The sequence below is a fragment of the Streptomyces sp. NPDC006197 genome, from assembly GCF_040613865.1.
GTDB lineage: Bacteria > Actinomycetota > Actinomycetes > Streptomycetales > Streptomycetaceae > Streptomyces.
The window spans coordinates 1-11,436 of the sequence record NZ_JBEXSZ010000205.1 but is presented as its reverse complement, the minus strand read 5'-3'; the positions used below and the strand labels follow the sequence as shown (position 1 = coordinate 11,436).

General features: G+C 68.4%; 11 protein-coding genes and 3 pseudogenes. 12 read left to right on the top strand and 2 right to left on the bottom strand.

Annotation, left to right across the window (positions count from 1 at the left end; genetic code table 11):
- The 5 genes and pseudogenes from ABZ318_RS36855 to ABZ318_RS36835 all read left to right on the top strand — a co-directional run.
- A pseudogene (locus tag ABZ318_RS36855) lies at positions 1-117 on the top strand (DUF1772 domain-containing protein); the annotation flags it as partial.
- A 286-nt stretch (positions 118-403) separates the two neighbouring features.
- A complete protein-coding gene (locus tag ABZ318_RS36850; RefSeq protein ID WP_356906791.1) occupies positions 404-526 on the top strand; it encodes a hypothetical protein in 123 nt (40 codons plus the stop codon).
- A gap of 642 nt (positions 527-1,168) precedes the next feature.
- A pseudogene (locus ABZ318_RS36845) lies at positions 1,169-2,888 on the top strand (ISAzo13 family transposase).
- 45 nt (positions 2,889-2,933) lie between these two features.
- Positions 2,934-3,320, top strand: coding sequence for a VOC family protein (locus ABZ318_RS36840; RefSeq protein WP_356906790.1), 387 nt, complete (start codon positions 2,934-2,936; stop codon positions 3,318-3,320).
- Between the two features lie 108 nt (positions 3,321-3,428).
- The gene (locus ABZ318_RS36835) at positions 3,429-3,776 is read left to right on the top strand and encodes a VOC family protein (RefSeq protein WP_356906789.1); all 348 of its coding nucleotides are present in this window, start codon (positions 3,429-3,431) and stop codon (positions 3,774-3,776) included.
- Positions 3,777-3,940: 164 nt separating this feature from the next.
- Here the strand turns inward: ABZ318_RS36835 and ABZ318_RS36830 are convergent, their stop codons facing one another.
- Entirely contained in the window at positions 3,941-4,426 is a 486-nt protein-coding gene (locus tag ABZ318_RS36830) for a hypothetical protein (RefSeq protein ID WP_356906788.1), read from the bottom strand.
- A 258-nt stretch (positions 4,427-4,684) separates the two neighbouring features.
- Between ABZ318_RS36830 and ABZ318_RS36825 the strand changes: the two genes are divergently transcribed.
- Positions 4,685-5,962, top strand: a complete 1,278-nt coding sequence (locus ABZ318_RS36825; RefSeq protein ID WP_356906787.1) for an MFS transporter — start codon at positions 4,685-4,687, stop codon at positions 5,960-5,962.
- Between the two features lie 122 nt (positions 5,963-6,084).
- On the opposite strand, the gene ABZ318_RS36820 is transcribed toward ABZ318_RS36825, so the two are convergent.
- Positions 6,085-6,630 (bottom strand): hypothetical protein, encoded by a 546-nt coding sequence (locus ABZ318_RS36820; protein ID WP_356906793.1) that lies wholly within the window; start codon positions 6,628-6,630, stop codon positions 6,085-6,087.
- Between ABZ318_RS36820 and ABZ318_RS36815 the strand changes: the two are divergent.
- From ABZ318_RS36815 to ABZ318_RS36790, 6 genes and pseudogenes are all read left to right on the top strand, one after another.
- Positions 6,594-6,805 (top strand): annotated as a pseudogene (locus tag ABZ318_RS36815) (transposase); the annotation flags it as partial. The gene ABZ318_RS36820 and the pseudogene ABZ318_RS36815 sit on opposite strands and share 37 nt — an antisense overlap.
- 1,436 nt (positions 6,806-8,241) lie before the next feature.
- Positions 8,242-9,285 carry a YhjD/YihY/BrkB family envelope integrity protein gene (locus ABZ318_RS36810; RefSeq protein WP_356906792.1) on the top strand — a complete coding sequence of 348 codons (1,044 nt, stop codon included), beginning with the start codon at positions 8,242-8,244 and terminating at the stop codon, positions 9,283-9,285.
- A 30-nt stretch (positions 9,286-9,315) separates the two neighbouring features.
- Positions 9,316-9,864 carry a phosphatase PAP2 family protein gene (locus tag ABZ318_RS36805; protein WP_356906786.1) on the top strand — a complete coding sequence of 183 codons (549 nt, stop codon included), beginning with the start codon at positions 9,316-9,318 and terminating at the stop codon, positions 9,862-9,864.
- Between the two features lie 88 nt (positions 9,865-9,952).
- A complete protein-coding gene (locus ABZ318_RS36800; protein ID WP_356906785.1) occupies positions 9,953-10,366 on the top strand; it encodes a phage holin family protein in 414 nt (137 codons plus the stop codon).
- The gene (locus ABZ318_RS36795; RefSeq protein ID WP_356906784.1) at positions 10,363-10,860 is read left to right on the top strand and encodes a DUF3618 domain-containing protein; all 498 of its coding nucleotides are present in this window, start codon (positions 10,363-10,365) and stop codon (positions 10,858-10,860) included. Before ABZ318_RS36800 ends, ABZ318_RS36795 begins: the two co-directional genes overlap by 4 nt.
- Entirely contained in the window at positions 10,857-11,123 is a 267-nt protein-coding gene (locus ABZ318_RS36790) for a DUF4235 domain-containing protein (protein WP_356906783.1), read from the top strand. Before ABZ318_RS36795 ends, ABZ318_RS36790 begins: the two co-directional genes overlap by 4 nt.
- Positions 11,124-11,436 lie beyond the last annotated feature (313 nt).

Here is an 11,436-nt window from a genome sequence, read left to right as displayed (position 1 = left end):
CCCGAGAACCGGCCCGCGGACTGGAAGCAGCAGATGAACCGCTGGGACCGCTACCACTACCTCCGCGTCGCCGTCATCATCACCGCCTTCACCCTACTGGCCACCGCCCTCACCTGACCCGACAAACTCACCCGCCCGTCATCAACCACAACCGCTCGGCCGTGCACCCGCAGTGCGGCACCGCCACCTCCCTCTACATCCAGGACCCGGGCAGCAACTCCCTCGAACTCCGCAGGTATCCGCAGGGCGCGGACCCCGGCGGCACCCACCGGCCGATAGCGAGAGGAAGTACCGAAAATGGCCAAGCTGCAGAGTCTCGACCCGCACACGCCGGTGTTCGCGCAGTTCGAGGAGAAGGCCGAACCCATCGATGCGCAGGGGAACGACGGACAGTCAGCGTCTGATGAACGCCGCGGTCTGGGAGTCGACCGAGGCGCTCGTCACGGCGCTCGGCAGTCCGGTGTTCCAGCGCGTGGCGGCCGAGTTCCCTGACGGCATCGTGTCGTCCCCATACGTCTTCGAGTAGATCGACGTATGACATGGCAGTTACGGTCGGGGAAGGGCAGCCGGAGAAGCCCTGTCCTCCCCTGCCCCGGTTGGCCACCCGATCGGTCCGCTCGGGAATGGTGTGCGCGATCCCGCGGGCACGCAGGTGCAAACGGACAGCACGGGTGCTGCAGCCCTTGTCGCCCAGCCATGGTCCGGGCGGGTGCGCGGCCGGCCCGGACTGCTGTGGCCGCCGCTCCTGTCCCGGGTCGCTCCGGAGGCGGAGGCCCAACACGAGCGCGTTGAGGCCACGCTGACCAGGCTGGGCGCCGTGGTCCCGGCGCAGGCGGCCGCCGCCGGAGCCGACGAGCACGACACCCTCGTGGCGCCCCTCGCCGAGCACATCACCGAAAAGGAAAGGGCTTCCCCAGGCGACCACCGGGCGACCAACACGCCCACCACCTGGACCGGCCGCTGTCAGGCATACACGCCACGGTCATCACCATGCCGCTCACCACCCGCGCCACCACGGCAACAAGGCCTGGAGCCTGTCCGGGCGGTCATGAGCGGAGCCAGATGACCAGCGCGGCGACGGTGGCAGTGCCTCGGCAGAGCTTCTTCCTTCCATGGGCTTGTATTTCAATTACTGCTTGTTCTCGTGGAGTTGGTGGGACGGTGGACCATGCCTGTGCGTCCGCCCGTCACCGCCTTACGGGCCGAGTTCGATCGGGTCCTGCCGCACCTCGACGAGCGGCGCCGTCGGCTCTACCTGGCCGGCGAGGCAGCGGCCATCGGCCACGGCGGGATCGCCCTGGTGGCTGCCGCATCCGGGACCAGTGCTTCCACCGTCGCGCGCGGTGTCACTGAGTTGGCCGGAGACCCGGTGCCGGCCCGGAGGGTCCGGGCTGCGGGGGTCGGCCGCAAGCCGTTGACGGTCACCAGCCCCGGTCTGCTGCCGGCACTGGAAGCACTGACCGAGCCGCACACCCGGGGTGATCCGGTCTCCCCGCTGCGGTGGACTACCTTGTCGTTGCGGGCTCTGGCCTCGATCCTCACGTCACAGGGCCATCCGGTCAGTGCCACAACCGTCGGGCGTCTGCTGCACGGCCTGGGCTACAGCCTGCAGGGCACCGTCAAGACCACCAAGGGCGCCGGCCATCCGGACCGCGATTCCCAGTTCGCCCACCTGAACGCCACGGCCACCGACTTCCTCGACGACCGGCAGCCGGTGATCAGCGTCGACACCAAGGCCAGGGAATGGCCCGGCAGCCGCGACCGGCCCGGCCGCACCTGGCGGCCGGGCAAGGACCCGATCAAGGTCGACTGCCACACCTTCACCACCAGCGACCAGCCCGTCGCCATCCCATACGGGATCTACGACATCGCCACCAATACCGGCTGGGGCAACGTCGGGACCGACCACGACACCGCCGAGTTCGCGGTCGGGTCCATACGTCGCTGGTGGCAGCGCCGCGGACAGGCGCGTCATCCGAACGCCACCCGGCTGCTGATCACCGCCGGCGCCGGCGGCTCCAACGATCCCGCCGCTGGACCTGGAAGAAGCACCTGGCCGCCTTCGCCCTGGAGAGCGGCCTGGAGATCACGGTCTGCCACTTCCCGCCGGGCACGTCGAAGTGGAACAAGATCGAACACTGGATGTTCTGCCACATCACCGCGAACTGGCGCGGCCGGCCGCTGACCAGCTACGAGGTCGTCATCGAGACCATCGCTGCGACGACCACACGCACCGGACTGACCATCGGCGCCGAGTGGGACACCGGCAGCTACCGCCTGGGCTCTACGGTGACCGCTGCCGAGTTCCCGGCCCTGCCGATCACGCCCGACGCGTTCCACGGCGACTGGAACCACACCCTCGCCCCCGTTCCACCGCGACCTCCGCAGGCACCGCCGGCCGCCCGGCGGATCGATCCCGGCCCGACCGAGATGCTCAGCGACCCTGCCCTGACCGGCATGCCACGGGCCGGCTTCGAACGCCTGGTGGCAGTCTCCGAGCCGTACGGGGATGCCCTGACCGAGGCCGCCTTCCAGCGGCGCTTCCACCGTCCGCGCAGCTACCTCCACCCGCAGACCAGCAGCCTCGACCACTACCACCGCCTTCTGGCAGCGCTTTTACGCCGACGCAGGGCGATCACCAGCACACTCCTGGCCCAGCTGCTGGGCGTCACCCGCACCCACCTCTCCCACCAGGTCCAGGACGGTCACCGTCTCCTGGACCTGCACCGCATCGTCGTCACACCACTGCCCGGGTCGCCCGCCCGGACCCTCGAACAGCTCCGAGTCCGCCTTCCTGGCGCGAACCACCAGAAAGATCAACCCTGACAGTTATTCAGAAACAAGCCTCATCCGTCACATTCTCCTGTCGGGGTCCGTCAGGGAGGTGAAACGGCTCAACAGATGAAAGGGAGCACCCCATACTGACCAACGTCATGTACGTGACGCTCTACGTCACCAACCAGGACCGCGCGCTGAGGTTCTACACGGAGCAGCTCGGCCTGGAGAAGCGCATCGACTTCCCGGGACCCGACAGGCGTTTCCTCACGGTGGGCGTACCCGGCACCCCGGTCGAGATCATCCTGTGGTCGCACCCCGCGGCGGCGGGGCAACCGGCCGAGCCGGGAGCCACGTCCGGACCGGTCATCCTCGAGTCGGACGACCTGCGGGCGGACTTCAAGGTGTTCCGCGACCGTGGGGTGACCTTCGACCAGCCGGAACCGGAGGACTACGGGTTCGGCGTCCGCATCGAGACGACGGACCGGGACGGCAACCGCATCTCACTGCGTGAGCGCAGCCGCGCAGACCGTGCCAACGGCTGACCGTTCGTAGACCTGGTGTGACCGGCGCCGGCCACACCAGGTCGAAACGATGATGGCGATGAGCACGACGATGTCGAACGCAGCCCAGCCCGGACGAGGAGTTCCAACATGCCGACGAAGATCTACTCGGTGATCACACGACAGCGCGTTGACGACCTGGAAGCGGCCATCCCCTTCTACGAGCGGCTGACGGGCCAGACGGCCGGCCGTTTCGCCTTCGCCGGTGTACATCTGGCGAATGTCGGGCCCTTCCTCCTGTACTGCGGTCCGGACGAGGCGGTGCAGAAGGTCGCGGGAGTGAGTGCCACTGTGGCGGTGGAAGATCTGGCCGTTGCCGTTGAGGAAGGGATTGCGGCCGGTGCCACCCTGGTGATGCCGGCGCAGCCCACTCCCAACGGTCAGCGAGCGGTGCTGCGACACCCTCACGGGGGTGTGTACGAATACGTCGGCCCCTGAGCCGAGAGCTGTCCGTTCGATCACGTGACATTCGCCTGACCAGCCCGTTGTCCCGGGTATAGGGCGGGACGGACTCGGTGATCTATCGGACACGGAGTGGGAACAGTTACTGCTGCCAGCAGGCAATGGCCGGTGCGGGCGGTGGCGGGACCACCAGCAGGTGATCAACGGGGCGGAAAGGAAGCCAAAGAGAGGTCCCACTGGCCAGCCGCATGAAGCAGCGCCGCGGTGTCCATCCTGACCTCCACTACATACTGGTAGATGTCAGCCCCGTCGTTGCCCTGTTGCCACGGGGGCGCCGCCTCCAAGGACAGGTGAACGCGAATCACCGCGGTCCCGCCATCGCTTCGATCGGCGAGGCTGAAAGCCACGACCGGCTCAATGAACCACGTGTCCGGCGACAGCTCACCTTCGGCATCAGGTTCGGTGACGGCCACCTCCCCCGCGGCCACCGCGCGCAGCCACGCGGACACCTGGTGGGCCTCATCGACGAGCAGACAGGGATCGGTGAAGGACCAGCCTCCCTCAGCAGTCATCACCGTGCCATCAATGACCAGCCAGTTGTCGTCGTACGAGTCGCTCCGGACCGTGGCGAACTGATAGCGCACTGGGTGAAGGTCGACACTGCTGGCGAGATCGTTCAGAAGCACTGGGCCAGGATGTCATGCGCCGGCCAGTAGGACGGGCTGCGCCTTCCGACCCGGGTGCATAGGCCAGAGCACCGCCTCGGACTACCCTCCGTTTCGGAGACGTTCCCGACCCCTGTCAGACGATCTTCTCCATGACCTCCGCCCACGAGTGGCGTGAGCACCGCGAGAGCCGGTCATACCAGCCCTTTGACCTGCGGCTTCAGGGTGGCGGAGGCTCACTGCACTAGGGTGCTCGCTGCGCCGAGCCCAAGGGAGATCATGAAGACCGTTGCCGAGTCATCGAAGATGATCAGCACACCGTTGGAGATCGGGGCCTTCCGGCGATTCGCGTCGGCCAACCTCATCTCGGCGACAGGGTCTGCGATGGCCCCTCTCGCGTTGGCGTACTCCGTCATCGAGCAGGGTGGAGGGGCCGGATCTCTTGGCCTGGTCCTTGCCACAAACACCGTTCCGACGATCGTGTTCCTACTCATGGGTGGCCTCTTCGCCGACCGCCTCTCCCGAAGCCGGCTCCTCTTCTTCGGGAACTTGCTGGCCGCGGGCGCGCAGGGTGCGCTGGCCGTCACCGTCGCCACAGGGCATGCGACGACTACGTCCATCGCGGCGTGCGGCTTCGTCTCGGGAACGGCGGCGTCGTTCATCGTTCCGGCCACGCAAGGTGCCGTCGCGCAGATCGTTCCCGAGGAGCACCTGCAGCAGGCCAACGCGTTGCTCAGACTCCCGAGCAACGCGGTGAGGGTACTGGGGCCGGTCGTCGGCGGATTCGTCGTCGCCGCGAGTGGCGCGGCGTGGGCACTGGCTTGGGACGCGTTCACGTTCGCCGTCGCGGCCGGTCTGCTTCTTGGGCTGCGCCTGGAGACCCCGCCCACCACGTCCGGCGGCGTCCTGGCCGATCTGCGGTCAGGCTGGGCGGGCTTTTGGTCGCGTGCCTGGCTGTGGAGCTATACGGCCGCCGGCACCGTTCTCGTCGCTGCATGGCTAGCGGGCTTCCAGCTTCTTGGCCCCCTTGTTGCCGCTCGGCAGTACGCCGGAGCACGCGACTGGGGTCTGATCCAGGCGGCGTTCGCCTCCGGTCTGCTGGCGGGAACCCTCGTGTGCCTCCGCTGGAAGCCGTACCGGCTGCTCATGGTTGCGGTGGCCACGGGCGGTGCCCTCGCGCTCCCCCTGACCGCCATGGCCTGCAGCGTGCCTCTGCCCCTTGTTCTTGTGGCCGCCTTGCTGGCAGGTATCGGACTCGATGTCGCGATCGTTGCCTGGAACACCGCATTTCAACAGCATGTGCCCCAGGCGGAACAGGGGCGCATGAGTGCGTTCAACGGCGTCGGGGAACGCCTCGCCATCCCCCTCGGCTACCTCATCACCGCCCTCGCAGCCCACTCGTGGGACAGCCAGGGAATACTCCTGGCCTGCGCCGGCATGATCGCCCTTGCGACCGTCCTCAACCTCTGCGTCCCGGACGTATACCGCGTCAACCGGCTCACGCCGAGACATCAGTCGAGGGCATCGAATGACGATCGCGAGATAGAGCAGGCGTAGCAGATGTTTTGCTGGTGAAGAGGCCTTGTTTGAGTAGTGCGGTAGTCCGGCGTTGTCCTTCAACGTTGGGGCTGCGGGGCCGATGGAGGAAGTCGCTTGGCAGCAGGTAGGGGGAGGCTTCGTCAAGAGCCCGGCGCATGCAGGCGGTGGTGCGTGGCTGATCGAACTGGTCCTTGACGAACTGGCCCAGTCTGAGTGGGAGCAGTACGGAGTGAGAGCGGTACGGGGCGGCGGTCAATGGCCAGGTACGAGCCGGTCTCGTCCCGGCGGGACCGGTCCGTGGTGACCTCGATGATCTTGGCGACGGGCAGGACGTAGAACCGGACCAGAGCGCCGATGATGCGGATCTCGCGAGGCAACGCGCTGTCGTTGAAGCAGCGGCGCAGCTGCTGGTCGTACTCGACGGCCGTTTGGAAGTTGACGGCGAATGGACGTCCCCGCCTGGGCGGTTCGAGTGGGCCGGTCAGACGCCGAACTGTGGCCCAGCGGGTGAAGGACTCGATCACGACGTGCTGGGTGGGGTGGCTGATGAGCCAGACGTCGAAGCCCGCCTGGTCCAGGAAAACCAGTTGTTGTTCGCGCTCGTCGAGCCAGTTCAGGAACTTGATGGCAGCCTGAACATCCTTTTCCGGACGACCTGTGGAAGCGGATGGCCCCGCTGCTGCCACCCGCTCCCGGACGACGCCGCCGGCATTCCGGGGGTTGCGTGTTCCTGACCGAACAACGCTCGCCAGCGTCCTGTTCGTGCTGCGGTCCGGTGTCGCCTGGCGGGACGTCCCGGCAGAGACCGTGGGCTGCTCCGGGGTGATGGCCTGGCGCCGGCTGCGGTACTGGACCGAGGCATCCGACGGAACTGTCGGACATCCGTAGCACACCGCCACGAGTAGGTGACAGAGCATGTTCATTCGGTCGTGGAAACGGAACGGTTCTCCGAGGAAGATCTGAGGTCGAGTCAGCACTCGTGAGCGCCGCGACGGGAGGGCGAAGGAGGTTCGCGGACCGGGCGGAAGTGACACCGTCTCCAGTAGCCCCGTGGAGCCCTTGGACGCACCGCTGGCAACCTCCGCCTACCGGCAGGCTCTGGCGGAGCGCCTCGAAGCGGCTGCGCAGTGTCGTTTGCGGGCGCTGCCGGCTCTCGCGGTTCTTGGCTGCGGCAGGGACGCGGCTCGGCTTGCCGAGACGTGTTCCTGCCGGAGGAAGGAGGCGACCACGTCGCTGAAGTCTTCGTCCCAGCAGGGCCACCAGTGAGTGTGGTCGGCTCCTGGCCGGTCACGGTTCCATAGTGTGATAGCCAGCCCGTTCGGGGAGATGAGGGCTTCCTGGAATGGGTGAAGGGACTCTACGACGACGTCGGTGTTCTTCGCTCCGCTCGCCTGTCGCGTCGGGCCAGCTCCTGGTGATGGGTGGGGAGAGTTCGTTCAGGAGCTGATTGAAGACGTCGGAGTCGTCGAGGTGCCGGCGGATGTGTGGCCAGGCTTCGGGCAGGACGGTCTGGCCCGTGTTGTCGCGGTGTATGAACGCGCGGGCCGTCAGGTGCGTGATCATTGGTCGCCTGGGCCCTGATGACGGCGAAAACGGTGATCTCGGGGCGGTCTGGGGCGTCGTCCCTTCGTGCAACGCAAGGTCATCGGCGATGAGCGGCGGAACGGATGTCAGCAGGTACCTGGCGGCGTGCTCCGGGGCGCTGTGCAGGTCGCTTCCTGCGGGCGGGTACGAGGTGGCGTTGACCGCGAGAGATAGTGGCGTGGGTGGTAGACCAAGGTGCCACCGGTGGTCTTGTACAGCTCGCTCAGGACGTCCCGCCAGGCCTTGCGAAGTTGCCCCGCGTCCGTGAGGTGAACGCGGCTGATCGCAGCCCGCAGGGCATCCGCAGGGCCGCTCCCTGACAGCTGCCTCAGCAGCAAGGATCCGGCAAGCTGCTGCGGGAGCTCAACAAGACGTCCTCTGGGCACCGCCGCGAGAGACAGCACCTGCTGGAACGCGGGTACGTCGCTGACCTGGCCGGGCGTGATGACGAACGCCAGTGGCCGACAGCGACTGTCGGCGGTGAGGGGCTTCGTGGTCGGCCAGGCGCGAGAGCATCCAGGGGACGGTCGGCCGGCTCACCGGCAGGACCCCCCGAGGCTGCTCTCCGTCGGGTGGCTCGCCGAGCCGCCGGACCGGGAGCGTGGCAGGGGGTCGATATACGCGGCGTGTTCCCCCGTGACCGTGGTCGGACATTGAGCCGTCGGCTCCATGTCCGCTTGCATGACGGCAGGCGGAGTGGAAAGGCGTCCACCATGAGGCCCACAGGGACACCATCGCAGGGGGATGACCGCCGGCCGTCGGGCGGGGGACGCAATGAGGCCGCAGGGCCGGACCGGCAAGTCGAGGAGCGGGCGCCGGATCAGCTGTCGCAGCTCCCCAAGCGGTCCTGGAAGGCGGTGCTGCGCGGGACACTGAAGGAGTTCAAGGACGACGAGCTGGTGGACCGGGCGGCAGCGCTGACCTACTACGGAGTGCTGGCCCTCTTCCCCGCCCTGCTGGTTCTCGTCTCGATGCTCGGAATCGCGGGTGAATCGGCCACCAGACAGCTCTTGGACAACCTCCAGAAGCTCACCCCGGGCGCTGCGCGCGATGTGATCAGCAACGCGGTTCGGCAGATGCAGGACAACGCGGGCATCAGCTCACTGCTGGCGGTCGTGGGTCTGGTCGTCGCGGTCTGGTCGGCTTCCGGCTACGTCGCGGCGTTCATCCGCGCCTCGAACGCCGTCTACGACGTACCCGAGGGCCGGCCCGTGTGGAAAGTCCTGCCGCTACGCCTCGGCCTGACCGTGGCACTCATGGTCCTGGCCGTCGCCAGCGCGTTGATCGTGGTGTTCACCGGCGGCCTGGCCCGGCAGGCAGGCACCGCCCTGGGCGTGGGAGACACCGCGATGACGGTCTGGTCGATCGCGAAGTGGCCGGTGCTGCTGGTGCTGGTCACGGTCATGATCGCGATGTTGTACTGGGCCGCGCCGAACGCGAAGGGCCGCGGGTTCAAGTGGATCACCCCGGGCAGTTTCCTGGCGCTGGGGATCTGGATGATCGCCTCAGGCGGCTTCGCTTTCTACGTCGCGAACTTCGGCTCGTACAACAAGACGTACGGCACCCTGGCGGGCGTGATCATCTTTCTGGTGTGGCTGTGGATCACCAACCTCGCCATGCTCCTGGGCCTGGAGTTCGACGCCGAGTTGGTCCGCCAGCGCGCGATCGCCGGCGGGTACCCCGAGGACGAGGAGCCGTACGTCGAACCACGGGACACCCGGGCGTGGAGCGAGGAGGACCGCCGCCGTCTCGAGTGAGCGGGGCGACCTGAAGGGAGACGGTGGGAAATGAGGGTGCTGGCCGGGCTGCAAAACGGTGACGACCGGCTGACCCGCCGCATCGCCGCCTGGGACTCCCCGGTGACGCGTCGGCTGCTCCCCACGGTCGAGGAGGCAGCCGAGCATACGAAGCTGTGGTGGGCCGCCTCCCTGGTGATGGCGGTCCTGGGAGGCCGACGGGGCCGTAGGGCCACAGCTTCGGGAGTCCTGGCGATGACAGTGGCGGAAGGCCTGTCTAACGGGGTCGCCAAACAACTGGTCGACCGGCGTCGGCCTCCCGCGGAGTGGATCCCGCACCGTGATGTCTCCGACCGGCCGGACAGCTCGTCCTTCCCCTCCGGGCATACCGCCGCCGCCGTGGCGTTCACCACGGCCGTCGCGGCCTCGTGGCCGTGGGCCGGGGCCGCGTGCGGTGTCCCGACGGTGCTCGTGGCAGTCGAGCGGGTCCATGGCGGGGCCCACTACCCCTCTGACGTGGCAGCCGGCGCCGTGATCGGGGCTGCGGCCGCCGCCCTGATCCGCACGGCGCCCCGCCTCTTCCTCCGCCGGCGGCGATGACCACGCGTGGTCGGTGGGTGTCCGGCGGATTGTCGGGTATGCGCGCCTGGAGACACCACCCGAAGGGCATAAGAAGGCGAGGGATGAGATGAGCGCCGTTGGAAGCCACGGCCACGGCAGGGACGAGCCGGTGGGCGAGCTCGTCACACGGGCGTCGCAGCAGATGTCGGAGCTGGTCCGTGCGGAGATGCGGCTGGCTCGGGCGGAGATGGCCCAGAAGGGCAGGCGCTACGGGGTCGGCGGCGGTCTGTTCGGCGGAGCCGGCCTCGTCGGCATCCTGGCCGCGCAGGCACTGGTCGCCGCCGGGATCGCCGCCCTCGCGCTGGTACTGCCGGTGTGGGCCTCGGCTCTGATCATCGCCGCCCTGCTCGCGGCGGTGGCCGCCGTGCTGGCCGAGGTCGGCAAGAAGCAGGTCGCCAAGGCCGGCAGTCCCACACCCGAGAAGACCATCGACAGCGTCAAGGCCGACGTGGAAGAGATCAAGGAGAGGGCACACCGATGAGCCATCAGTCCCGGGGCGACGAATCCGCACCGAATCCGGACCAGCTGCGCGAGCAGGTCAAGCGCACCCGCGACGAACTCGGCCGGACCGTGGAAGCACTGGCGGCCAAGGCCGACGTCAAGGAACAGGCCAAGGAGAAGGCGGCCGACGTCAAGGAGCAGGCCAAGGAGAAGGCGGCCGAGGTCAAGGAGCAGGCCGCCGAAAAGGCGGCCCTGGCCACCGAGCAGCTCCGGCACAAGGCGGTCCGGGCGGTCGAGCTGGCCAAGGAAAAGACCCCCGATCCCGTGCTCGACAAGGCTGCCCGCGCCACCGCTCACGTACGCGACGGCGCGACCCACGCCGGGCATCTGGCAGCCGCCAAGGCCCCGGACCAGGTCCGTGAGAAGGCGGCGTCGGCCGCGACTGCGGCGCGGGCCAACCGTATCCCGCTGTTCGCCGGGGCCGCGGCCCTGGCGGTGTTCCTGCTCCTGCGTCGTAACCGGAGGCCCAAGTGAAGGCATCCAAGATCGCCTACAAGCCTGTCGGGCTGATGTTCGGTGCCGTCAGCGGCCTGATCGCGGGCGCGGCCTTCAGGCAGGCGTGGAAGATGATCGGCCACGACGACGACGCCCCCGATGCCACCGACGAGGACCGCACCTGGCAGGAGGTCCTGCTGGCAGCAGGCCTGCAGGGGGCGATCTTCTCCGCCGTCAAGGCGGCGGTGGACCGGGCGGGGGCCGCCGCCATCCGGCGTCTGACCGGCACCTGGCCCGGCTGAATGAACCCGTTCGGCGGTCAGCCCGCTCTTGCGGGTAGCGCGTGCCCCGGTGATACCGCGCGGTCGACGGGCCGCCGGCCCCCATGCCTCTACGCCCCACGCCTCCATGCGTTCGACCGTTCCGCGGCCGGTCGCGCGGGAGACGGAGGCCCGGCCCGCTGAGCCGTCCGCGGTCCGCGCGACGCCACAGCCCGCGCCCCACAGCGTCCACGGCCACCCGGCATCCCCCTTGCAGTCTCCTGTCCGCCCGGCTGCGCCGGATGCGCGGGCACGGCCTGGTCGCCCGCACCACCGACCCCGACGGCCGCCCCGC